This is a genomic window from Serratia sp. TSA_198.1, assembly GCF_052686505.1.
Genome location: NZ_JBQZFP010000001.1, coordinates 2121153 through 2145006 on the forward strand (window position 1 = coordinate 2121153; position 23854 = coordinate 2145006).

The 23854-nt window shown below is 47.8% G+C and carries 28 protein-coding genes and 1 pseudogene; 7 read left to right on the top strand and 22 right to left on the bottom strand.

What is annotated here, in order from left to right:
• Positions 1-14 precede the first annotated feature (14 nt).
• The 3 genes from ACUTSW_RS10155 to ACUTSW_RS10165 form a co-directional block, all read right to left on the bottom strand.
• Entirely contained in the window at positions 15-689 is a 675-nt protein-coding gene (locus ACUTSW_RS10155) for a hypothetical protein (protein WP_238560247.1), read from the bottom strand.
• A gap of 192 nt (positions 690-881) precedes the next feature.
• The gene (locus ACUTSW_RS10160; protein ID WP_006324029.1) at positions 882-1292 is read right to left on the bottom strand and encodes a membrane protein; all 411 of its coding nucleotides are present in this window, start codon (positions 1290-1292) and stop codon (positions 882-884) included.
• Positions 1293-1413: 121 nt separating this feature from the next.
• On the bottom strand, positions 1414-3312 hold the full coding sequence (locus ACUTSW_RS10165; RefSeq protein WP_445584309.1) for a beta-ketoacyl synthase: 1899 nt from the start codon (positions 3310-3312) through the stop codon (positions 1414-1416).
• 220 nt (positions 3313-3532) lie between these two features.
• On the opposite strand from ACUTSW_RS10165, the gene ACUTSW_RS10170 reads away from it, so the two are divergent.
• Complete coding sequence (locus ACUTSW_RS10170) at positions 3533-4558, top strand: GlxA family transcriptional regulator (RefSeq protein WP_445584310.1); 1026 nt, start codon at positions 3533-3535, stop codon at positions 4556-4558.
• 341 nt (positions 4559-4899) lie between these two features.
• Here the strand turns inward: ACUTSW_RS10170 and ACUTSW_RS10175 are convergent, their stop codons facing one another.
• Entirely contained in the window at positions 4900-5217 is a 318-nt protein-coding gene (locus tag ACUTSW_RS10175; RefSeq protein WP_445584311.1) for a hypothetical protein, read from the bottom strand.
• A 132-nt stretch (positions 5218-5349) separates the two neighbouring features.
• Here ACUTSW_RS10175 and ACUTSW_RS10180 point away from each other — a divergent pair.
• Positions 5350-5715 (top strand): annotated as a pseudogene (locus ACUTSW_RS10180) (tyrosine-type recombinase/integrase); the annotation flags it as partial.
• A 188-nt stretch (positions 5716-5903) separates the two neighbouring features.
• Here the strand turns inward: ACUTSW_RS10180 and ACUTSW_RS10185 are convergent.
• Positions 5904-6158, bottom strand: a complete 255-nt coding sequence (locus ACUTSW_RS10185; protein WP_445584312.1) for an excisionase family protein — start codon at positions 6156-6158, stop codon at positions 5904-5906.
• A gap of 418 nt (positions 6159-6576) precedes the next feature.
• Here ACUTSW_RS10185 and ACUTSW_RS10190 point away from each other — a divergent pair, with 418 nt between their 5' ends.
• From ACUTSW_RS10190 to ACUTSW_RS10200, 3 genes are all read left to right on the top strand, one after another.
• Positions 6577-6819, top strand: coding sequence for a helix-turn-helix transcriptional regulator (locus ACUTSW_RS10190; protein WP_445584313.1), 243 nt, complete (start codon positions 6577-6579; stop codon positions 6817-6819).
• A 406-nt stretch (positions 6820-7225) separates the two neighbouring features.
• Positions 7226-7456: a hypothetical protein gene (locus ACUTSW_RS10195; RefSeq protein WP_445584314.1), complete on the top strand. Its 231-nt coding sequence runs from the start codon at positions 7226-7228 to the stop codon at positions 7454-7456.
• Positions 7457-7458: 2 nt separating this feature from the next.
• Entirely contained in the window at positions 7459-7875 is a 417-nt protein-coding gene (locus ACUTSW_RS10200) for a hypothetical protein (RefSeq protein WP_445584315.1), read from the top strand.
• A gap of 52 nt (positions 7876-7927) precedes the next feature.
• Here ACUTSW_RS10200 and ACUTSW_RS10205 read toward each other — a convergent pair whose 3' ends face one another.
• The gene (locus ACUTSW_RS10205; protein ID WP_445584316.1) at positions 7928-8083 is read right to left on the bottom strand and encodes a hypothetical protein; all 156 of its coding nucleotides are present in this window, start codon (positions 8081-8083) and stop codon (positions 7928-7930) included.
• Between the two features lie 1361 nt (positions 8084-9444).
• Here ACUTSW_RS10205 and ACUTSW_RS10210 point away from each other — a divergent pair.
• Positions 9445-9609, top strand: coding sequence for a hypothetical protein (locus ACUTSW_RS10210; RefSeq protein ID WP_445584317.1), 165 nt, complete (start codon positions 9445-9447; stop codon positions 9607-9609).
• Positions 9610-9676: 67 nt separating this feature from the next.
• On the opposite strand, the gene ACUTSW_RS10215 is transcribed toward ACUTSW_RS10210, so the two are convergent.
• The 10 genes from ACUTSW_RS10215 to ACUTSW_RS10260 form a co-directional block, all read right to left on the bottom strand.
• Positions 9677-10669 carry an Abi family protein gene (locus ACUTSW_RS10215; protein WP_445584466.1) on the bottom strand — a complete coding sequence of 331 codons (993 nt, stop codon included), beginning with the start codon at positions 10667-10669 and terminating at the stop codon, positions 9677-9679.
• Positions 10670-10949: 280 nt separating this feature from the next.
• Positions 10950-11138 (bottom strand): hypothetical protein, encoded by a 189-nt coding sequence (locus ACUTSW_RS10220; protein ID WP_445584318.1) that lies wholly within the window; start codon positions 11136-11138, stop codon positions 10950-10952.
• Positions 11132-11485 (bottom strand): HGGxSTG domain-containing protein, encoded by a 354-nt coding sequence (locus ACUTSW_RS10225; protein ID WP_445584319.1) that lies wholly within the window; start codon positions 11483-11485, stop codon positions 11132-11134. Before ACUTSW_RS10225 ends, ACUTSW_RS10220 begins: the two co-directional genes overlap by 7 nt.
• 48 nt (positions 11486-11533) lie before the next feature.
• Positions 11534-11743, bottom strand: coding sequence for a transglycosylase (locus ACUTSW_RS10230; protein WP_445584320.1), 210 nt, complete (start codon positions 11741-11743; stop codon positions 11534-11536).
• 11 nt (positions 11744-11754) lie between these two features.
• Positions 11755-12162: a hypothetical protein gene (locus tag ACUTSW_RS10235; protein WP_445584321.1), complete on the bottom strand. Its 408-nt coding sequence runs from the start codon at positions 12160-12162 to the stop codon at positions 11755-11757.
• A gap of 34 nt (positions 12163-12196) precedes the next feature.
• The gene (locus ACUTSW_RS10240; RefSeq protein WP_445584322.1) at positions 12197-12559 is read right to left on the bottom strand and encodes a hypothetical protein; all 363 of its coding nucleotides are present in this window, start codon (positions 12557-12559) and stop codon (positions 12197-12199) included.
• Positions 12556-13326: a phage baseplate protein gene (locus ACUTSW_RS10245; RefSeq protein WP_445584323.1), complete on the bottom strand. Its 771-nt coding sequence runs from the start codon at positions 13324-13326 to the stop codon at positions 12556-12558. Before ACUTSW_RS10245 ends, ACUTSW_RS10240 begins: the two co-directional genes overlap by 4 nt.
• Before the next feature lie 7 nt (positions 13327-13333).
• On the bottom strand, positions 13334-14182 hold the full coding sequence (locus ACUTSW_RS10250) for a baseplate hub protein (protein ID WP_261434764.1): 849 nt from the start codon (positions 14180-14182) through the stop codon (positions 13334-13336).
• Between the two features lie 11 nt (positions 14183-14193).
• Entirely contained in the window at positions 14194-14847 is a 654-nt protein-coding gene (locus tag ACUTSW_RS10255) for an oxidoreductase (protein WP_445584324.1), read from the bottom strand.
• Positions 14844-16658 (bottom strand): hypothetical protein, encoded by a 1815-nt coding sequence (locus tag ACUTSW_RS10260; protein WP_445584325.1) that lies wholly within the window; start codon positions 16656-16658, stop codon positions 14844-14846. Before ACUTSW_RS10260 ends, ACUTSW_RS10255 begins: the two co-directional genes overlap by 4 nt.
• A gap of 487 nt (positions 16659-17145) precedes the next feature.
• Between ACUTSW_RS10260 and ACUTSW_RS10265 the strand changes: the two genes are divergently transcribed.
• On the top strand, positions 17146-17955 hold the full coding sequence (locus ACUTSW_RS10265; protein ID WP_445584326.1) for a phage antirepressor N-terminal domain-containing protein: 810 nt from the start codon (positions 17146-17148) through the stop codon (positions 17953-17955).
• Between the two features lie 160 nt (positions 17956-18115).
• Here the strand turns inward: ACUTSW_RS10265 and ACUTSW_RS10270 are convergent, their stop codons facing one another.
• The 6 genes from ACUTSW_RS10270 to ACUTSW_RS10295 form a co-directional block, all read right to left on the bottom strand.
• Entirely contained in the window at positions 18116-18820 is a 705-nt protein-coding gene (locus tag ACUTSW_RS10270; protein WP_445584327.1) for a hypothetical protein, read from the bottom strand.
• Positions 18821-19290: 470 nt separating this feature from the next.
• The gene (xis, locus tag ACUTSW_RS10275) at positions 19291-19545 is read right to left on the bottom strand and encodes an excisionase Xis (protein WP_197928277.1); all 255 of its coding nucleotides are present in this window, start codon (positions 19543-19545) and stop codon (positions 19291-19293) included.
• A gap of 242 nt (positions 19546-19787) precedes the next feature.
• Positions 19788-21911, bottom strand: coding sequence for a DUF927 domain-containing protein (locus ACUTSW_RS10280; protein ID WP_445584328.1), 2124 nt, complete (start codon positions 21909-21911; stop codon positions 19788-19790).
• Positions 21911-22183 (bottom strand): hypothetical protein, encoded by a 273-nt coding sequence (locus ACUTSW_RS10285; protein WP_445584329.1) that lies wholly within the window; start codon positions 22181-22183, stop codon positions 21911-21913. The genes ACUTSW_RS10280 and ACUTSW_RS10285 overlap by 1 nt, the downstream gene beginning before the upstream one ends.
• Positions 22176-23015: a host cell division inhibitor Icd-like protein gene (locus ACUTSW_RS10290; protein ID WP_445584330.1), complete on the bottom strand. Its 840-nt coding sequence runs from the start codon at positions 23013-23015 to the stop codon at positions 22176-22178. The genes ACUTSW_RS10285 and ACUTSW_RS10290 overlap by 8 nt, the downstream gene beginning before the upstream one ends.
• Positions 23002-23853: an antA/AntB antirepressor family protein gene (locus tag ACUTSW_RS10295; RefSeq protein ID WP_445584331.1), complete on the bottom strand. Its 852-nt coding sequence runs from the start codon at positions 23851-23853 to the stop codon at positions 23002-23004. The genes ACUTSW_RS10290 and ACUTSW_RS10295 overlap by 14 nt, the downstream gene beginning before the upstream one ends.
• Position 23854 lies beyond the last annotated feature (1 nt).

The window sequence follows — 23854 nt, forward strand, 5'->3', positions numbered from 1 at the left end:
AAATTAGCCTGAAATTATTTTGCGGCGCGGCCGGCAAGCAGATCGTTGCAGAAGTCATTCCATACCTTCAGCCACAGATCCACATGTTGTACCATTTCCTCGAAACGATCTTCCGTTATCGCCTGGCAGAATAAAATCCAGGCATCTTCAGAGTGGCCGTCTTCAATCGACTCGCCGGTTTCCGTTTCTACGTGAATGCTGTGATAACCGCGGGAAACGTCGATGTCGGTCGCCACGTCCACGCTCTTTGCCCAAGGCGTCGCAAAATCATGGAACACCGTTTCCGCAACGGCCAGCAGCGCTACCAGCTGCGGGTAATCGCCGTAGGCGTTTTCAAAGGTTGCGCGGCAAGCCACGGAGCTGGACATCGGCAACCAGGCTTTCACCTCGTCCTCACTCATACCCAGCTGTTCAATGGTATTGAAGAATTGCACATAGTGCGCCAATGCAGGCTGGCCGTTATAACTGCCGTCACTGCCGGTCCCCGGGTGGAAACCCAATTCGTCCAGCAGGTTGATCTGCAGCAGGAAACGCGCGGCCATTTTTGCCCGGGCGCCCAGGCGGCCTTCCAACTGTTTTGCCGAGCTCAGCGCTTCGATCACCGCATCGGTAAAGACCTGGGCGAAAGCATGATAAAACTCCAGATGGAAGACTTTCATCTGGTTGAGGTCAAATTCACCGCTATTCATTTTTGACAAGATAGGGTTTCTCATCAACGGATGAGATTCAACGCGATCAATTAATCTCTTTGCAAATTTGTGATTACGTTGATAGTTATTCTTTTCTACCGTTGCAGCAATAGCGTCTCTGCCGAGTTGGCGTGCACTCAGTAACGTTTCCATTATTAGGATCTCAATATAAAAACTACGGTTGATAGAAGATTACAAGGCGGATACCTTGCCTACGGCCATAACAACCAAGGCAAACATCCCACAGCTAAAAGGAATAACCTGAATATATTTGAAGGGTAAGTAAAAACAGGCGGCAATCAGCAATACAGGAATACCCACGGAAAGAATGACCATGCATATCGCCGCATAATACTTGTAAACGTACGGAACCTGTAAGGTGTCAATGCTCATGCCATAAAGCATTGATATTAATGGCAGCATAATAAAAGCGATATGCGCCAATCTCAACATCCTGCGGTTTAAATCGGTGTAATTCTCATGCCCTTTAGGCGCCCGAAAAGGCCCCTTAAAAGCATACATCCCCATTAAGCCGCCCATCATAATACCCACAACAATACCGCCCCAACCAAAGGCAATCAGCATCTCACTGAGATTAACCACTTTACTTCTCCTGATTATTATCGCCACACAGATAAGGTGCTTGCGGAATCGCAAGCACCCTTATAAATAAAAAATAGTTTTCTGAATAACTTCAACACTACAAAGTTATAAATCCGTATAATTAAAAATCTGTAAATTGTTTAACTTTGGAATAATGAATCGGTTGTTCAAATCCCGGCATCGTGATGCCGTTCATGTCGATCTTAACCTCATCCTCATTCATGCCATGCTGCCCAAAAAGATAGATAACGTTCAATTCACCGCGCGATGCCGCCGCATCATAAGCCGCCACCTGTTGTTCTACCTGCCGCCTGCGCTGCCGGTAGTCGGCAAAGGCCTGTTCACCATGCCGCTTGCGCAACCACTGCGCCGTCAGTTGCGGTGAGTAGACCACGCCGGTGGCATTGTTTCCGCCAAACCCTTTCGAGTTGATAAAAGCGATCTGCGCCTGGTCGGCAGACAAAGGCCGATCCTGGGTTGGGATCAGCAAGCGAGCATCATTCACCTGCGGCGATATCTGCTCCACGCTCTTTATTCCCGGCAAGATACCGTACTTAAAGGTGCCCAGGCAGCTAATCAACTGATCGCCGCTCGCCGGCCCCAATGAGTGCCCCAGATAAGATTTCACCGCCGTGACGGGCCAGGCGTTAATGGAAAAGGCTTCGGCGACCCGGTCAAAGATCTCGGCTTCGGACACGCAGTTTTTTGGCGTGCTGGAACCGTGCGCCTGAATAAAAGAGCCTTTCTGAACGCATGCCAACCCGGCCATCGTGACGGCAGAGGCTACGGCCTTCGCCATGGTGATGTAATTGCCCGGCCCCGGTGAGGCGATAGAACGTTTATAACCGTCGGCGTTAATGAAAACATCGCTCACCGAACCGTGAATCTCCGCCCCCAACTGCAACGCCAGCTCATCATCCATCAGCACAATATATTGGCTGGACTCGGCAATCACGAAACCGCAGCTGTTGCCGAACGGGCGGCTGCTGTTGCGCCAGTCTGCCGTTTCGGTTTCATCGATACGTTTGAGCTTGCTCTCCGTCGCCAGCGCCCCCATCGCATCAAAGCCCTCGATCACTTCCGAGGTGATCGGCGCCTCCGCGCTCCCTACGATGGCCACGCGGATTCTGCCCGCCTTGATATCTTCTACTGCGGCATTCAGGTTATAGAGAAAGGTGGCGCAGGCGCCCAAGGTAGCGCTGGTGTGCCCCACACTGCCCAGTACATAGGCATTCAAAAAATCGGCGCACATGCTGTTCAGGCCCAACGGGCACTGTTTGGCGCTGACGCGGTTGCCCTTCAGCCGCGATTGCAGCATACCGCCAAACCCCTGGTCGTCGAGCTGCCCCAGAATATTGCCGGAATACACCCCTAGCTGGTCTGGCGCAATCAGCGCCCGGATTTCACGCCACGGGATCCCCAGAGCATTAATGGCATCTGAAGCCGCGACGATCGCCATCTGCAACGCACGGGGATGAAACTGCGAGCTGTAGTGGTCACCCGGCCTGAACCCCTGCGGCAATTGCCCGGCGGCCTGCGCTTCAGTGCGCAGCGTGACATCAATTTTGCAGTCCATTTCACCGCGAACGGTAATGCGCACCCGATCGTCCGGAAGCGGCTCAGCCCGCCACCCCTGCGGCAGAGGCTGGGGCACCTGCCGGCTGGGTAGATCAAAACTCAAGGCTTCCGCGCCCGCAGCCATATTCAATTTGGCATGGCTGGCCACGGCATCGACGTCAAAATACTCTTTGGCGATCTTTCTGATCAGCGTGCCTTGCAACACGGCTTCTTTTATTTCAGCCGCTGCCTGTGCAGCTGAGCGTATATTCCCTTCCGCGTTAAGGTAGCCGTCATCCTGATATTTAAGCAATCCCATCAGTACTGCTAATGATAATAGCGTTTCTTGCTGCTGTTCTTCCGGCAAAGAGTCTATGACCATGCGACGAAACGCGTGGTGCGAAGAGCTCCGACCTGCGGGCCCGTAGCCACCGAAGGCGGTTATGACAGGTAACTTGACCATAGAGTATCCTAGCCTTTCTGCGGCATCGTTATGCCTTCACTTACTTTAGATAATTTACAGATATCAGTTTACAAAGCGTGGGCAAAAGCTATTATGAAAATCCGGCCAAAATGCAGACTTTTTTGGCCAAGACAGGTGTGAAAAGCAATAACCAAATAATAAATCAGGTATTTACCGGAAAATGAGAAATACAAAGATAGGATTTGTATTGTGTGAACACATGCTGAGTTCAGGCCTCAGCCTACCGATAGAAATGTGGAAATCAGCAGCAAGCAGTTATTTCGCGGAACAAAGAAACAATCAGAAAAATCAAGATAAATACACACTTACCTTATGCAGACCCGAAAATATCCTCAATATTAGTACGATCAGTATTAATAAAAATCCCATACCTACACACAGCGGTTTTAGCCTGATTGCCGATGACGTACTGGAAGACGATGCCGATTACGACATCATCTATCTGCCCGCCATCTGGCGCAATCCGCGCCCTATAGTAAGACAGAACACGGCCATCACCCGGTGGCTGACAATGCAGGCGGCAAAAGGCACGCGGATAGCCGCCGTCGGGACGGGGTGCTGCTTTTTGGCCGAAGCCCGACTCTTGGATGCTCAACCGGCAACCACCCACTGGCACTATTTCGAACAGTTTGCACATGATTATCCCGAGGTGAATTTAAAAACAAAATACTTCATCACCCAGTCCGAGAATATTTTCTGTGCTGCCAGCGTTAAGGCCCTTTCCGATCTCACGATTCATTTTATTGAGACCATCTACGGGAAAAAAGTGGCAAACCATACGCAACGTACCTTCTTCCACGAGATCCGTAGCCACTTTGAACGCCAGTGTTACAGAGAAGAAAATAAGCCTCATCCCGATGAGGATATAATCCAGATCCAAACCTGGATAAAAGATAATTGCATGACAGATTTACCGATGCAGAAACTCGCCGATATGGTAGGCATGAGTTTGCGCAACTTTAACCGCCGCTTTAAAAATGCGACCGATATTTCACCCTTGCAATATCTATTGAAAGCTCGGATTGAGTCCGCAATCAATATGTTACAAACGACCAATTTGAGTATTCAAGAAATTGCCGGTCTGGTGGGTTACCAGGATATTGCGCACTTTAACCGCCAGTTCAAACGCATCTCCAGCGTTTCGCCCGGCGATTATCGCAAAACCGTTCGCGCCAAGATGTTCCGCACGGAACACTCCGCCGTCGAGGCTGAATCAAGGCTTTAACCTGGAGGGGCCCCGCAAGGGGCCCCACTCCCATCTCATGCTCAATCAGCTTTCACCAGGCGTTCGCTTTCGACGGATGAACATCCATGTGTATAGCTGGCCTCTCCGTACTGAGCATCAACGTTTTCTGGGCTATCAGCCTATTTTCCAGATTGTTTATCGATGCAGCCAAGACGGCGCCCCGATCAAATAACGGCCGATAACCCCAACATTATTCTTTTCATTTTTTACTCGATTTCAATGCCCGTGAATCGTTCATTTTTACGACAACACTATTCATTGGCAACAAATCTTCTTCGTTGTATCAGCCACACCTCGCGGGGTTGCCTCGCCACGTTCTGTTACTTATTACTCTGAGCCTCACCATCACTGGTCCATTGAGGGATAGCCATTTTTAGAAGCGGCTTATCAGTCTTAATACCAACAAGTTTGCATGCCTTGTCTTTTAGAATTGAACCAAGAGAGAATGCTTTACCATCGTAATAGCAGTAATACCCCTCAGAGCCCGAGCCTGAGAAGAGTTCCTTGTTCTCCTTGGGAACCAAGACTACGGTTTCTGTGGGCTCACTTAGCCCAATGGGAGAAGTTTGAAAAGAAGGTGATATTCCTGCCAGCGCTTGCATCGGTAAAATCAGACAAGAAAATATGAGTCCCTTCATACGATTACCTCATTTATGAAAACTGCGAATTAGACACATATCATTCTTAATTGTTCCGCATTACTTTTTCACGCCATTGGTTTAGCGTCGCCACCTGTCCAGCACAGATTTGCAGTGAGGTTTGAAAGCGCCAGCATGTATGTGTTTGTGCATATGACGGAACGCAAACGTCCTGGCGGTGGCATGACGCCAACCGTCAGGAAAATGCGCGTTGACGATAACCCGGCATGGAATACAGGCAAGCGGTGAGCGGGTATAACCAACTTTCGATTTCATGACCTTCGCCACACCAAGGCAAGCTGGTTGATTCAAGCAGGAGTACCACTTTCAGCGTTACAGGAAATAGGTGGATGGGAATCAATAGAAATGGTCCGCAGGTACGCCCATTTGGCACCTAACCACCTAACTGAACATGCCCGGAAAATTGACGTGCTTTTGAATGATAACGACACAAATACGACACAAGGAGGAAATCAGGCAGGCTTGAAAATTGCATAAGTCATTGAAACTTAATGGCCCTACAGGAGTCGATAAAAATAGGTAATATACTATTTTGTATTGATATTTTTAAGTTCACTATCAATACATACCCCCAAATATACCCCCATATGTTTTTGCGTACCTGGTTTACGCTCAGAAAACACCCAAATAAATTGGCGTGCTAACTTACTTTTCGTTTCTTACTGCTACTTAGTAATACGTCGGCGGATCGCCGGTCTTTGTTTCTCAACCCAATTATCTACCGCTTCGCGGTTGTACATGATGGGGCTGTTCATCTTTGGGTTGAGGTCTGGCGCAACATGTCGGTACTCCCGGCCCTCCAGCCATGTGGTGCGCCTTGCGTGCTGGATCATGTGCTTGCTCATGCCACTCAAGGCCATCAGTAACTGCTCTGAAACCCATTTGTTTGGTACAAGTTGAAATATGCAGTTCTCATCCATATCTAGCTCCCAATTCATTAGTGGTAGGAATAATGCGTTGCTCCTATTGAAACTCATCACGTGGGGCTTCTTGGAGCGTCTATACCTGTCGCATTTTTCATCGAAGAGATCCAGCTCAGAATGCCAAAATCATCGAAGATGAGGCGTAGCCCAACTCACGAAACGTGTATATATACAGAAAATGTGTCAGTTCAGTTGGTTCAGTTGGTTCACTGGCATCTAGCCCTTACCACGCCTGGGTTTGACTGAACCAACACACACGAAAAAATGTTGGTTCAGTCGATGAAAATGTTGGTTCATTGCCCATGCAGCTTTTTTACTCAGGCAATCTCACCAAGGCTCGTCAATCCGTCAGAGGACTGTAACTTGCCGCTGTCTATACCACTGCAGAATTAACCGCAAGTACGGAGATAGCACAATGAAAGCAGCAATTGGGAAACAACAACTCCTGGCAATGGTGCCATTGAGTTGGTCAACCATCAACGCTCTGGAGAAGGCCGGAGAATTTCCTAAACGATTTGCCATCACAGAGAGTCGCGTAGCGTGGAATAGCGATGAAGTAGAGGTTTGGCTTGATTCCCGCCAAGAGAATGGCACTGGAAAGCAGCCAGTAAACATGCCAGATGTTAGGCAACGCAAGACGCGCCCGGTGTCAAAGTGATAGCAATATAAGCCATGGGAAGAGGTAGTCCCGGCCCTACTCAGTGATGAGCACAACCTGCAGATCGCCGCGCTGGTTGAAGAGATGGCAAACAATAGTCATAACGTTGCCAGCATCGTGCGTTGAATTGAAGATGCGTCCAAGTTTGGGGCCATCCCACGCAGTTGTATCGAGGCCGACTCAACTTTGAGTTGGCCAATTCCAGACCCATGCACGCTACATCGACCACGCGATCGGTAAGTTGTAACCCATACCGCGCCGGTGCTCTGCCGGCGCATCACTACACATCACGCAAAGTCACTGCGCATCACTCCTCTTCACAATAATTCTTGACGTATTGCTCAAATTTGGTCAATCATTACCTAAGTGGTAATTCAACTTTTTGTTGAGTTAGAAGGAGGTTGCCATGTGGAAGAAAGTAAAAACCTACCGGCGGTACAGACAAGGCATGCTGCTAGAGACTGCGCGGGTTGATGCTGTAAAAATTGTTGATGCCAACACTTTGTTGCTCATCACCAAAAATGACAGAGATTCGATCGAGTCGATAAAATTCGAACCCCCAGTAATAGGCGGTAAAGGTTTTGGTGATTTTGCGGTTAAATTTAAGCATCCGCGCTATGAGGTCATCAAAGGATAGTCATGACCGATAGGCCAGAAATGAAAGATATCAACCCAACGCCGGATCGTAAACAACAATCAGAAATTGTTGAAAAGATAATTGACAATCAAAGACTTGATATCGAGGTTCGCAAGGGCGAGCAAGATGTTAAGATAAAGGAAATTGAGTCAAATGAGCGCCTTGCGCTAAGATCAATTGAAGCGCAGGAAAACGTCCAAACGGCCCTTGGGAAGAATGAAACCACCAACATCATGATCCGTGTTGGTGGTTTTCTTTTTGCATTCATAGCAATACTGATTTTCATTGGCTTTGCAATTAAAAATAATGCAAAAGATATTGTTATAGAGCTAATGAAGTATATCGTCCCTCTAATTATTGGCGGCGTAGGTGGCTTCTACCTTGGAAAGTCAAAAGGGAAAGAAGAAAGTGAAGACTAAGCCCGCTATGCGGGCTTTTTGTTGGGCTACAGCCAGCGGTGTTTTTTTGCTTTCACCTAGAATGCCTGACCACGAGGACGAACCCTAACGCTAATGCGGCAAACAGGAATTTTGCCCCATCGATTCCATCAGCAGCGGTCATAGCTGTCAAACTGCCGGCCATCGTCAGGAATTGTTTGTCTTCAACCAATGCTTGGATACGATTCATATGGATCGCCACACTTTATATAGGGAAAGCGGAATGCCCTCTCTGCTCCATAATCTATGGCTATCTGGTGGGTAAACCTAAAAAGAAAGGAGACGCTTTGAGGGGGTAAAAACCGATTGCGCATTTTACGTACACCAAGCCTGCAAGAGGCTTAGTAATTGGTCACGTAAAAATTTACCGTGACGTAATGAAGACCCTACTTTCCTCTCAGTGTATCTAGCTTACTGGCAAAGGTATCTGTCGCAACACTCAACTTCGTTTTGTGCTCCTCGGAGCAGCAAATCATACCCGGGCGTACCCCAGTAATAGTGATTATCAAGCACTCTGCAACCCACTTGTTTGGCACTAATTGAATTATTTGCATCTCATCCATATCAACTTCTTAGCCCGGTTAGTACCAGTGACGATGGTAGAACCTTTAGCATGTACCATCCCCTTACCGAAACCTTATCGCCGTGCATTTTTGCACTCTGCCAAAAGCCTTGCCGTAATCCTGCTCTACTCATGGGGTAAGTATTTTAGAAAGAGCGTGTTAGTGCGTACTTCGCTGCGTACCATTCCACGAAACGCCGATCTGTGTCTAAGTAACCATTAATGGTAACCGCTGCGGACTGGTTACAAGCCTGTAGGAGCGCACCATCTGGCCAATTTTTGTTTTACATGCTCCGCCTTTGGGTGGTCCTATAAAGCTGACCAAAGACAAGGTGTAGAAGGGTTTAGCACTACCAATAGCGCGCCATTAGCCGCCACCACGACAAACATAATAAAAGTAATCAGGTTGAATTCTGGCCGCAGGATGACAATCCAAATAAAGCTAATAGGGCCAATTTATTTAAGACGGGCTTAATCGTTTATGACGCTCTCAAAATCACTCGGAGCCAAGCGGAGCACGGGTTGGGAGTTGTTGATGTCGCTTCGCTTGGTGTTCATTCTGTCTTAAGCAGTCCAAAATTTAGCGGTTCACGGTTGCCACACTGAAACCCTGTTTTCGGCGGATACCTGCGTGGATACCTCACGGTTGGAAACCAAGTTTTCAGTACGAACCAGCACTGCGAACTTTAGTGCGAACCGCCAAAAGGTATGCTTTCCGTGCGTACCGATCTGCGTACTTTTGAGTGCGCATCTAATACGTGACTGCCATAAGGCAATGAGTGTAAGACCCAGAGCCCGTGCATTATTAATTTTTTTGTGTTGGTTCAGTGCCAATCATCTCGTCTTACGCGTACTGGTCGCGAAACTCAACCGGCCAGGGAAGGAGCCATCACTCTCTAGCGTGTCCTTAAATTCAGTCACAAGCCATGTATAACGGCGTTATACATTAGTACACTGTATGGCTACCAACTGGCTATCAAGGTGCGAGTGTGAGCAAATCCAACTTAGTAGCGTTCCGGGTTCCGGCAGATTTACAGAATGCCTTTAATCAGACTGTGGCGGCGTCAGGTGGCGATAAGTCGGCTTGGCTGGTCGATGCCGGGTATCAGACCAAGGGGAGCAAGGCGTGGGATAAGGACATTTACAACGCCTAGAAGCGCCAGGGTGATCACCTACTAAAGGCAAATACAGGGCTTTAATTTAAAGATTGTGAGAGGCGACTCAACTAAATTGCCCATCCGATGAGTCACTCAGTGGCTCATTAACGGCGTCTAGAAGACCCAAATCAGGGCCAAACTTATCACGAGGGAACGCTGTTCCGCGAATCCCCATTGCGTGGTATGCGCATCCAGGCATGTTAGGCTTACTATCAATATGCTCAGCCAATTGTCTAAGCCAGTTGGAACTCGGGCCAATACGCTTTACCAAATACCAAATAACACAGATTAAGCCGTATAACCGTTCTTTCTCAAAGTCTTCCAGCTTTAACGAGTTGAAATAGTCGGTTTGTGGCACCGCTAGTGGTATGTATTTCCGGTTCCAAATTCGCGCATGATGGGCGCACCGATTTCGTAATAGGTTTAACCCATTTAGCCACTTTGCAAAAGTTTGTTTATTGTCCAAACCGAATCTACGGATAACCTTGCTTTGTAGACCTCCGTTGAGCATCGAGTAATATTTTGACATTTGACCAAAATCCCATGTCTCTACAGCGACCCAAAACGGAATTTCTTTGCCTTGATTTCGATGCCAAAGGATACATTCATCACGGCTATCTCGAATTTTTTTCTCTTGCTTCTCACACCACTCGTCAAACCTACTTGCGTGTCCTGAGGTAAAACGAGGATTAATATAAGCAGCATTTCGATAGGCAAGTGGGTCTCTTCGCCCCACTTCATGCGCGATAACTGACCTTACGTGGATTTCTATACGCTCCAACGCATCGAGCATCAATAACCGAAGTTTCTTATCAAACAAGTAAAGGTCGTATGAGTGTTCAAAAGTAGTTCCAGCCAAAAACTGATCTGTTCGATATGAAAGACCATCATTACCAGTAACAATTACTCTCGACGTATACCAAAAACCTGACAGCCTATAATAGCCAACTTGCGTTAACTTCCTTATAGCTCTTTCATGATCAGCAATTAGCATTCCTCGGCTTAACAAGAGATGTAATTGCTCTTCATATTCCTTATGAGGCTTTGCGGCTATCATCATAGTCGATGTTGGGTTATCTAGGCTTAGAAAATAGAAGGCCCGACCGTGAGGCTCACAAGCCGTGAGGCTATGGAGAAACAGGGGATCGGGCTCAGTTGCTGCTAAATCTACACTATGCAGTTTCTATGTCAACGTGACCTGTCACGATAGAGTTTGTGTGGTTAGCTACACATCGACACCAAACCACTATATGTAGTTGTTCCCTCACTACTTACTCACCTAAAGGATGTGTTGAACGTTTTTACCTATCAATACGAATACCACACTACTAAGCCAGTCACCGACGAGGGTCTAACTTCCTCCATTGATATGTCGGTGAGTTCATCCTCTGCCGATACCGCTCCTTCGCTGCCAATGTCATAGCAACCCTTGTGCGTATCTCCAGCATATCCTTCCTATCCAGGTTGACGCCGTTCTCTTTGGCCAAAAGGGCAATGGTCTGCTCTATAGTTTTATGGTCTAGCATGGTGTGCCACCTTTCGCTTTCTTAGCTTCTAACCAACGATAGAAGCCCTCTAACTGCCTCGCCTTACCATCGACAGTCTTTGCGCCAGTAGACAGACCGCCATGGAGCTTACATCGTCCATTAGCGTATATAGAGCGCATCTTGCAGGGGGTACCTGCTCGAGTTTTTGCACCACACGTCTGCTCTGCCAATTCTTCGGGAAATTGGCACGCTGGTGGCGGTGGATAGCGATAACCGCGATCTGCCCATTCCTGAAATTCTGCCTCTTTTAGCTCGGACCACTCCGGTGCTTCAGTCGCTGCTTTATCACTCATGAAAAGTCCACCAACGTTAACTTTTATCAACATCTCATGAGGTAGGCTCCAGACAGAACCATTCCCCCTGCCAGCCTTCAGTTAGATCCCGGAGGATTGTGCCTTGCTGATCACCCTCTGGTTGTAGTTATGCACGGTAATCAACTCCAGGAAATCCCACAGGTCCTCCGTACCGTAGATGGTGTCGAGTTCGTGCTTTGTGGCGAGCTTGAGTTTGTGCTCAAGGATGGCGCTGATCGTCTTGGGGACGTTAACACACTCAATCAAACCAGACGGACCATCATTCATCATTGGCGGAATGTCTAAGCGGCGTCTGCTAAAAAAAAATCGACATGCAACTTCAGCGTTTCAGCTTTGAGCTTCAGACGCGTGGCCACTTCTTCGATATCCGACTCAATGAGCGGACGTGCCACCTTCCTGTTACTCGGGTCTGGTACATACTGAATACAGGACATCAATTCTTCCATCAGCGGCTTGGCATCCTCTGGGTTCATTTTGGATAGTAGAGAGAAACCAAATGTGGCTAACCCCACCAGCCCCATATCCTTCAGATTATCAGGCACCTCAAAACCACTTTTTGACATACCCATAAACACCCGGACAGCCCACCACTCGCCCTGAGAGGAAGTCATCTCCTGGATATAGAACACCTTGCCTTCATCGCGCCCCTTCGTACCACTAATGGTGTAGAACAATTCTTTGCGTGCCATGTTGTCGTCTCTCCGTAATCAGCTTTATTGTTGTCTATTTGACGCTGTTGTAATCGCTCAGGTAGTTCTCTGGCTCTTCCAGGCAATTCCTGTAGTAAGGCATGATGAAATCAACGTCACCTGTATCTCTGAAAAGGCGGCGGAAATTCTTATCCTTGTAGACTCGGTCAATAACGCTTTGAGCAAAGCGTTTACCCGCTTCAGGTGGGTTAGTCTCTGGCGCATAGGGCAACAATTGCTGCTCTGACATTTCCTTATTGGGGTAAAAACCTGCCGCAGTGTTAGCAATGATGTGGAATGCCCGCGCATGCGACATGCAATCCTGCTGAATTTCAACCGGCCCGGCATAAGCCAAGGCAGGGAGAGTTAACATGAATACGAAAAGTGGCTTTTTCATTGTAATAACCCCACCAACTCTTTCACCGCAGCATCTAACTGAGCTTTACCGCCCTGCCCCAATACAGCTTTCTCGACAGTTGTCGCAACCTTGGTGGCCGCTGCCGGGATTTGCTTCTTGATAGAGGCAATTGCCGCGTTCACTTCATCGAGAGTGGCATCTGACGTCCCTGCGCGGCCACCATCCTGCGTAATGAGATTGGGGGATTTGGTATCCTGACTCGGATCAACCTTATTTGACTTCGCAGTGACCTGAACAGCCTGAAAAACCAAGTTCACTGTCAATAGCGTAATGCCATCGTGAGAGTTGACCTTGTAGTCGTATCGCGACAAGTCGTAGCTCTCGTAAGTGGTATCCGGAGTCTCTATGTCATAGATTTCAGTGCTGGATATCATCTTATCCAAAGTCGCTAAAAACTCAGTCCGGCTGCCGGTAGTGAAATTGGTGAGGTTGGGGACTGAACCACTGAACCCCGTCCAACCTTCAAACACAACAATGGCATTAATCTCAGCAGGCCGTTGGACCTTGTTGTAGCTCTCATAATCCCCTTTCTCAAGCGGAGCCGTCGTTATGGACGCTTCTTTCACGCGTGAGACGTTGATAAAACTGGTTGGCTCCAGAGCATAAGAACTTGCCTTGCCTTTAGTCTTCGTCAACGGGCTGTAGTAGATGCCATAACTCGGGGATACGGAGCTGTTAATAACGGATAGAAGCCCGCCACCATTGATAGCGTTGAGTAACGTTGTTTCGTTTAACGATATGGCCATAAGGTTCTTAGCTCCTCTGCTCGCCGACAGGGAAGACGAGCATGGATGTTAACCATGCCCCCCCAGGCGTTTTAGTTGAAATGTTATGTTCCATCGTTCTGATGGAGAAAAGACCGTTGGCAGCCTTGTTACCGCTCTTAATATTGACGCGATTCAATCGACGCAATTTTGGGCTGAACACCATGTTCACCAACACTCCCGAATTAGTTACCGTGGGGTATCCAATAAGACCTGTCTCTGGAGAGATCTCGGTTACGACATCACTGAGAAAGTCACCTTTCCTGGATATCTCTACCACCCCGTTATGGATGGTACAGCCGATATCAGCGGCATCGACGCAATCCATAATCTGCTCGATGGCGCTACCACACAGGTACATATCCTTCAAAATCACACTTACCCCATGATTCACGAATGTGTAGTTACATGCCTTAGCCAGCCCCTTGATCACCTCAGCAACGTCAACACCGTTGATATAGCTGTTGGGAGCCGCAGGCTTGACCCGGTAAAAATAAGTGCTGGTGGATTTGATGCGTAAAGGCACGTCTGGCATCTGGTTGTAATCGACAAAGGCATCGTAAATTGTCCCTTGGTAAATCTGAGTTTGCTCGTTCGCTGCCCCCGCTAATACAGAAACAACAGCATTGGTAATCCGTGGCGTACTGAACCCCTGACCGACTATCATCTGAGTCAGATCCTGGTTAACGTTGAAAATAGAAAGGTCGATTTGGCTTTGACTCCTACCGCCAGCATTACTCATTGACAGGGCACAACGATAATCAGAAAGACGAACCGGCTCCTTCTGGTTATAGAGTTTAAACTCGACGGTGATCAGCTTTTCAGAGTATGTGTTCATTACCATTCCTCTTAAGCCACCGGCTTCCCAGTATTAGAACCACCAGACTCCACACCACCATGTTCATGGTCAGACAGTGGGATCCCATTACCCGTCACTTCGCCAATAGCGGTAATATCACCACTCACACTTAAATTGCCCACCAGCTCGACCTCAGGAGCCTCAATGGTGACTTTTGATGGAGAGTGAATGACGATCCCCCCATTTTTGAACCATAGGTATTGAGACGGCGTACCATTGAGGAAGCCGCCAACATACAGCCCATCAGAGAAGTGATTACGGCGCTTTGAACCAGGCGCACCAGATTGACGAGTTTCTTTCACAACCGAGATATCTCGATCGGCGAATATCGCCACGCCGATATCACCGACAACCGGATCAATCACCACGGCATTAACTCCACCCTGCAGGCGAAAATATGGAAGGTTGTAGATTTTGTTATGAGGCATCACTGCCCCATCCGCTTGGACCTGATGAACCATCGGTTTAACTGTCACCATACCGACAGGCGACAGGGCGTCTGGCACGGTAATGGACTCCACAACTACCAGCCCAGAGAAGCACTTCTGGCCGATGAAACGTCGCATCATGGCAAAGAGCACGTTCTCTTCAGTAGCCATGTCTTCGACACTCAACTCCCCCTGAAAGCTTTCCTGATCACTCATGACTGCCCCCCGTTCATCGCGCCAATAAGTGAGTTCTTACCCAGCTCCCGACGCGCATCGTTAACAATCCCTTGGGCGTCTGTAGCCTGCGTGTAGATATTCAGATTGCCGATATTGGTTTCGGTTTGAACATTGCCCAAACCTCGCGTATTAGTACCACCCCAGGCTGCGCCAGCGCCTAACTGAATACCGCCGGCGATATCATTGTCACTGACATACCCCTTCCCATTCTCATGGTTGATGATGCCCTTCATGAGGCTAAAGATTGTGGTCATGTCGTCAGAGCTCAGTAATTCGTTAGCTCCCTTGCCGGTGGCTTTAACAAGTGACTGGATATAGGCAGCAACGTTATTGTTGTCACCCTCCGGCGCATACTTTCTGACGATCTCGTCAATGGTGTCCGTGCCACGCTGGAAATACATCATGAGTTGGCGATAGAGCGCGGCAACCCCTTCCGTCATCGACTGGAATACAGCAAACCGACCATTCGGGCCCTCTTCTTTCGTAGCTCCACGCTGCTTTGCATAATTGAGATTACCCGGGTTGTTATTACGCACACCGCGCGGCAATGCTTTGTCTGGAAGACGCTGCCAGTTACCCTGGGCATCTTTAGAAAGATGATTTTCACCGTTAAGAGAATCCCAGAACTCCCCCCAGTCTTTTGCCGTACGGACATTCTGGAACCACTGATTCTTACCAAAGGCCGCATTCATGGCTTTATCAATGTAAGGTTCGCTTAGGTAAGCTGCCGCGCCAGCAACCCCAGCTTTACCGATAATCCCGCCACCAGCCCTGAGGGCAATACTGTTCACCATCCCCGTCAGCGCCACACCAACACCCACGATGCTAGAAATGAGCCCTGACGCCCAACTGGCCAGAGAGAAGCCAATCAGAATTTTTATCGCGTTGCCCCATCCGCCCACAGCCTCGACGGCTTTCTCGATATCTTTTTCAAGCTCATTAAAGAACGTGGTGATCTCCGCCTGGTGTGCGTTAACCCAGTCGCTAAATTTCCCCAACAGCTTGTTCAGGGATTCCAGTACAGGCATTAAACCGATGAGGATTTTCTGCTTAGTCGCATCAAAACGCGCAGCCAAGTCAGCCAGCTGCTGCTCGTACTTTTGCGTTTTCTTCGTCGACTCTTCAGTAGCGTTGGAAAGGTTGGTGTAATGCTTTACCTGCTGAGAAACAGACTGACCGCCTTGCGACAGCATGTTCACCATTTCTGGGGATAAACCGATATCACGGCCATACATGGTGCGTGTTGCCGCATCCATGTTTTTAAAACGCTCCGCCAGCTCCAGGTAGATGTCCTGGACGTTTTTGAACTCTCCCTTGGCATTCTGCAAGTTGATGCCAAGACGCCCTGTCAGACTGACCAACCCTTCGCTCAGCTGGCCTTTGTTGCGGAACAATGCCAGATCGTTCTGCAGACTCAGCATTGAGCCACGAACCTGTTCTGCCGAGGCACCAAAGCGGGAAAACGATTTCTGCCAACCATCCAGTTCTTTCGAACTCATCCCTAAGGTCTGGGATGCATAACCGAGCTTGCTGAGCGAATCTGCTGTGCCGGTAATGAAGTTTTTCACTCCCTGAGCAGTTAACGCAACGCCTGCAAGAGCCAAGATTTCATTACGGATAGAACCGAAGAAGTTGGCAGCACGTTTACCGGCAATCTCCATATCCTTACCGGTTTTGTCTGCGTCCTTTTTGGTCTTATCAAGACTTTCCCGAGCCTGCTCTTGCCCCTTCTTAAACTCAGAAGCATCAAGCCCAAGCGTGACGACTAAAGCGTCGATAATGGTCGCCATTAACTAGCCTCCAGAACCAGCGCCTTGTTCATCAGCTCACGGGCTATGGCATGGATGCTTGGAGCCAACCCAAGTGGCGAGCTCTTCCGTTCCCGCTCTTGGATTTCACGTAGGATCGCTATCTGCTCGGTACTGAGTAGTACTGGCTTCATATTATTTTTAGTTGTCACAGCCACCACCTTACTGATTATTTATACAGCAATTATTATTTCATATATTGGGATGATTACAATTTATATTGCATTTTTTGAAATGATATTTTTCGATCGTAACGATCGAGATTGCTGGTGGATATAGAAGCAACTGCCTAGATGACAGGGACATCGACATATTCAGTGTCAAAAAGAGATCGAGATCACTTTTTGAACATCTTCCTTTTAAAATTCGTTCACTTCATGAGCTATCGGATTCAGTATTGTGCTCGCTTGGGTACGTGAAGCTAATCCTATCCAGGCTAAAAGGAGATATTCACAACGGAGGTTTTACCATGGCTCATTCAGTGATAAGCGTTCCATTCCACGGCTCGACTCTCTATATCGTCAAACACCAAGGGAAGCCATACGTTCCGATGAAGCCTATCGTGGACGGTATGGGAATGAATTGGCAGGGGGTGCGTACAAAACTAAAAGGTCGGCTTGGTTCTCACATCAAGATATTTTCCATTCAGCCTCCTGGCGACAATAAACCGACACCATTAATTTGCCTTTCTCTCAATCAGTTGGCTGATTGGATGCAAACAATTTACCCCGGCAGAGTAAAACCTAAAATCAGAGCCCGGGTAGTCCAGTATCAGTATGAATGTAGCGAATTCCTATGTGAGCGTTGGGAGTTAAATAAAATTCAGTCAAACACTACAGAAGAACTTACCCCACTACAAAAAGCTGTGAACCGCATAATGAGTAAATATGGGCTGCCGTACCAATCGGTATACAAACTGATTCATCGCCATTTTGGTACTAAGAATCTCAACGAGCTAACCGAGCGTCAGAATGCTGAAGCTGTAGATTATCTGTTGGCCAAAGTGATTAATGGAGCATTTATCAGCAAGCTGGAATCTAAAGTAGCTATGACCCCAAAGTTTGATTTCCAGATGTACGTTCATAACGCCAATGTGGCATGTATCCACATAGATTTCATACGTAAGGCATGGCGCGAAGCTTTATACCCGGCCCTCAAAAGTCTAGAGTCGCCATTGGCCGTAAAACTTTATGACCGTATTATGGATACTGGGGCAATTATACATGGAGTACGCGGCGGGTTAGAACGTGCCTCAGGGCTCAAGGGTTTACAGCATTAGATTTGCGATGAAATCCCGAAAAAAAGTTAGGATAAAAACAACCAAAATGAGACAGAAAAAACTGTCTCATCGGATTATCTGATTTGGGTTTACTTATTTTAAACAAATCTTCAGCTATACACTGCTATGTTTTCAACCCTCAACAATCACTAATACGTGATTATACTTTTAATATATTCAAACCTTTTTCGATGCTTTCAGCAAGCATGCCGGGATCACCAATCCCTCTAATGTTTTTTATAAATGGAAGTCCCATTTTATCAGCCAACTCATTTATATTAACATCATTTTCAATGGACTGCTCATATGATAACATCATAATATCATTCCATAAATTACCTGCAAACCAGGAGCAATTTGTTATCGGCGTATATACTCCTTTCGGTAAATCATGATCTGTGATTTTCATCAGTCTTGACAAGTTATTGCTTTCATCTATTAATTTTTGAATTATTTTCTCTTCTATTAATTGAGGGGTAATTGAACTGCCATCCACCTTTACACAACGTTGAAGGTGGTACTTTCGATTTGCTGAGTCATTTGTATTTCCGTGCTCTGAGTTTTTTACAAATCCATGATTTTCATGAAAAGCATATGAAGTATTATCTCCAGGAGTAGCGCTATTAAAATAGATAATCCAGGCGTGACCAAATTCCCCGTTACCAAATTCACTCCCAAGGGCTTTAAAAATCTCTCTAATAATTGTGTACTTTTCACTCCATGGGTATTTTTTACCTATAGACATAGCTTCTTCTATTATCGGCTTCATATCTGTACGTTCCGCTGTTCGGTTTGTACGTATACATATTTGTGGATACCCTATATTTTTATCACCTGTAGGTTGAGATTTATCTGCATCAATCATGATAGGCCTCTTTTAGATTTAAACACTTGTCTATAGGAAGAAAATATAAAAAGCAAAATAAGTGTAGTGCATAGTTTGTTATTCTGCCTATTTAAACTAGCCCTATGGGTTTCCCCTGACCGCCGCCTCGCACAACTGAGTTATGCGAAGGAAAAGTGCTAGCGATATGACGATGTGTATTTGCAGTTATTGTGAGCCAAAATATGTGCTGATTGCGGGCCGCTACACTTATAGCTATACCAAATTACTCGCCATTTGATCAATTACATAGAGAAGCCCGCTAGAACACAGGCTTCATCATATAGTTAGCTAATATTAATCAAGTTATATGATTCAATATTCATCTATTATTACTATCTGCTCAAAGAACTCCACAACCTCTTTGTAGGCTCCTGGCTACCTCCGTGAATAGCCCCCCCCTTCCATCACCCGAACTATAGAGATGAAGAGACTCTTAGATGCCTTTGATCTCAAGCGGATCGACGGGAAAATCGCTTAGTACTTTCGTGCAAATGTTCGGCTGGCTTGATTTTTGCTCGCTGACTCTCTGCCAGCTGCCACTTAGCCACCTTCGAAGTAAACCACTTGTTTTCAGCGCCCGGACCGTAAAAGTCTGGGTCTGGAAACGGGTTTACATCCCGATGGCGTAAGCGATGTAATGATGCCGGTGATATTTTCAGCAACGAACGCACATCTTTACTCGTTAACATTTCTTCAGCTTTCATATCCACCTCTCAACAGTGATTAGTTGTCAAATCAGGCGGGATCTCACCAGAAAAAAACGATAGAAACAGAGGTCAAAATCATAATCTGAGGGAGGGAATCATGAAAACGTTGGTTCAAAATCGACATTTGTTGGTTCAACGTTGGTTCAATACGGAAAATAAATCTCTTATAAAACAACAGATTTTATATATTGAACCAACTGAACTGACTGAACCAACACACTTACTATGTACGTGAGATATTACTCTTTTGCTTGTTTCTCCTCGGGCATGTAGTGCAGAACATAGACGTTAACCTGTTGACCATTCACTCTTGGAGACTTCCTCTGGTAACCACGGCCACTGCTTGGCGGTGTGAGCATGCCGGACTCCAGTAAAACCTTGGCAAAGTGCTTCGCATTGAACCCGGCCGCAATCTCCTTCTCAAACGCAGATTTGAAGGTATGGAACACCATCTTATCTGTGTCGTGTTTACCCCGCTCCCTGTAGCCAGCCATATCGCGAATCATCAAACTCTGGGGATCATAAGGCAGCGGTGCAAACCGACTCATGCCAAAGGCGTTCAAGAACGCCTCCGCCTGATCAACGATTTGTTGATGCTCCTTGTTACCCGTGCCGAATTCCTTCACCCACGCGTTAAAGCTGTACTGGATAGCATCCTGGCAAGTCTTGTCATCCCATCCAGTGATAACGTGCCCAAAGATCAAAGCTGCCTCAAGTACGGCGAACCTCGCCGCTACACGATGAACTTGCTCACCATAATCACTTGGGACTAATAACCGCCAGCGCTCCTCAGCAGCCCTTACAGCTTCGATGGCTTCTTGCTGGTGGTTGGCCAGATATTTAATCCATTCGCGCCCTACCGCTCCGTAGTGGCTCTGATAGGCATCTTTGAGCGCATCGGCATGTTGTTTGCCAGTGTGGTATCCATGGAAGCGTACGGCCTTGCTTAATGGAATATTCAGCAAGCGTACCAACTGGCCAGCTTTGATCCGCCGCCCTGCAGACGCAATGAAAGTCTCCATATCCATTTCACCGGTACTGATCGCCACCGTGCGCCAGCGTTTCAAATCACGGTTACCGCCTTCTTTGGCTCCCTGGAGCTTCCCTACACCGTTAAACAGGGCATAGGCTGACTGAGCCACACCTGCAGGATCTGCGCCCTGTCCGACCTCATCCAGTGGCATCAACGCATCATTGTGAGCCGCAGCTTCATTGGCTAAACCAAGAGCAGTTCCGTACCAGGTCAGGCGGAGTAAATCCGGATTACCGTAGAGGCTACTAGCTACGTTGGCAGTAGTGGTTTTCCCGGCACTCGACTGCTCGTAGAAATGGATGCCAAACCCATCGGTACCAGACAAACCAATAAGCGGGGCGGCCAGTGAGGCTGCGATACTCGTCATCATGGAGTAATTGCCAAAAGCCAGGCTAGCCACGTTATTACGCCAGCTATCTGCAGAACCTTTGATGGTATAACCCGCAGCGGCTGAACTTCGGCCATTGAATAGCACTGGCATTGTCGGTACGCCGATGATTTCGCCATCTGGCATGATGTATGCCCCGCACTGCCAACCAGTCGCATGCGCTACACGCCAAACCTCTCGAGAGCCACTACGCTGTAGCCAGTCAGCCAGGATGGCGCGTAGTGAACCCGTAGTAACGACGTTTACGCCACCAGCTTTGAGGGCTCTCCAGCCCTCACGCTCACCAATATCAGCCAGGGGAATAGCTTGGGTCGTTTCAGTCTCAGAACCCTGAGCCAGCCAGTGGAGGATCATGTATTGGTCTTTATCATCACGGCCTATGCCAACCACATCCAATGGCGAGCATAACCAACGTTCGTTACTGGTGATTTTACCGCTGTCGTTATCTACCTTCGAGGTGACGTAGAACACGCCATCTTCTCGGCTGACTACACGGGGTTTTAACGGGTCTTCATCCTTGTAGGCATCGTTACCTCCGTTAATCACTTTTAGCTGTACGGCAACCCCTTCTCCACGCTCAGCCTCTGCTTTAAGTCGAGGAAGTTGATTCGTCCAATCCTCCAGTAGTTCATAGCTTTCGGAATAGAGATGCGCCTGAGTCACGCCGGCTAATGCCAAACATGTCGCAATGGCCGTAACCTGCAGCTCACTTAGCCTCCCTGCACGATAGACACGCACAAAGCGACGCCCTTCATCAACGATACGGATAGAGCCGAGGGAAGACAGCTCCTTATCAGACAGAACAACAGGAGGAGTCGTATCACGAGCTGGATTCCCCGCCTTCCAATGCTTGGCATGGATCCACGCATCTGAGCCTGCGAAGATGACCACCTCAGTAAAGGCATCCACTGGAATGTGCTTGAGGTTCGGAGCGTTTCTCATTATTGCTCCTCCAAATTCACAAGCTGCTTGCCATAGAGTTCTTCTTCCAGCTCAGATACTGACGCCTCAATAAGCGTGAGGACTGCGTTTACCAGCCTGGCACTACGTTCCCCCTCTTCACTGCGAGGAAGATTTTCCAGCCATAGGAAAAGGACTTCATGTGCTGAACGTGAAAAACCAAGAGAACTCTCAGCCGCATTCTTTAAGCCAAAATTGGTAATGTCCTTTACAGAAGCGCTCTCCTTCGCCTGTTCTAAAGTGATATCAGCCATGGCTCACCACCTGCGCCGCAATGCGGCTAGCCAGCACGAGGATGAAATCACGTACAAGAATTTTGCGGGCCTCACGTTCAGTGCAAGCGGTAACGCGACGTTGTTCGTGCTTAAGTTGTGGGGAGGTGCGGCGAATGGCCACGAAAACATAGGTAAATGCTGGCTGCGTTTGGGTGTGCGTATTCCGCCCTTGCGGGTGTGTGGTATGATTTAACATAGCTGCCTCGATACTTTCTCTATCGTTGGTAGTAAGAGGCCCGGTTAGTGTTGACGCACTGCCGGGCTTCGTTATTTTATGTATTTCTTGTGCCTTACCTGTGGATAAGGTGTGCACCCACCTTACATTTTGGTGTGCTCCCACGTCAAGAGTTTTACTATGTCTTTTTTTGTTGTATGGTGTGCTACCACCACAAACAAAAATATGAGCACTAGCAATGGCTACAGGAAACACCAATAACAAGTCAGACAAAAAGGCTATACGCTTCCCGCATGAACTTATCGCTGACATAGAGGCCAGCGTAGAACGCGAGAAAGAAGAAAACCCTGGCGCTAGTTTCTCCTCTTGGGTACTAGATGCATGTGGGCGTAAGCTCAAGAACGAACAGCGAAAGAAGCCTAAAGAGTAATTTGCCCGCCCACACTTCCAACGAGCAGCATTCACATTGCTGCCCTTTTTTATGGCCTCCGAAAACTCTGCACGTGTACTGGTCGCGAAACTCAATTCAACTAACGAAATGACCGCCGAAAAACCTCCTGCAGTGCCAGCAATATATTTCCCAATGTCAGGTTTTGTGAGGTTCATAGCGCTGAGAACATCATCATTTGTCATCATTTTCGCTCCCCAAGCGCTTGGTTAACCAACGTAGTGATAGGCGCATCAGTTCAGTTTTACGCGGATCGTAGTCCATACCCATATCAATCAGAGTGATGTTGGTAGTTTCCAGGTAGAAGAAGTGTTCTAGCTGTTCGGCACTCATTTTGTCCCGAGGATCACCATCTATATCGTTAGCCAACGCCCACTGCTTGGCAGTAATGCCTCCTAGGACGATACGGGCAATCATGTTGCTTTCGTTGGTGTAGTGATTCTGAGAGGTTTGCTTACCCTGTTCGGCGCGGGCAGCCTCTAAGGCTGTACACATCGCTTTAAACATATTGGCAGCCCCAATACGTGTCTTAAGCTGGTGGCGTAAACGTGCGGCTATCTCTGGAACGCTGCGGTATAACTTCTCCTCACACTGGATGAAGTAACGGCGAATGGCGCGGCCCTGGTCGTTACGCTCAACCATCGCCAGCTCTTTAGCCATGCTCAGAGTGATAGCGTAATCTTTGCTGCGTCTGTCGCCGCCTCGAGATGTTTGCACTCGCGCTGACATTACTTGATCGATATTTGAACTTTGAAACACCGAAATGGGTGTATCAGACTCAACGTAATCAACCGCGCTTTTGAAGTCGTATTCTTCCACTCGCGCATTAAACCAGCTGGAAAAGACACGCCCCACTCCCAGCGATTTATGCAATGCCTTGGCGCTAACAATATTGCTTTCACGCCCGCCGATCTGACCGGAAATAACCGGCACCAAGGCGGCAAAGTCATTACTGTTAATATCACCGTGACTTTCTTTGGGGTGAGTTTGGCCCCGGCCAGTGTTGGCCGTATTTTTCATAGTCATA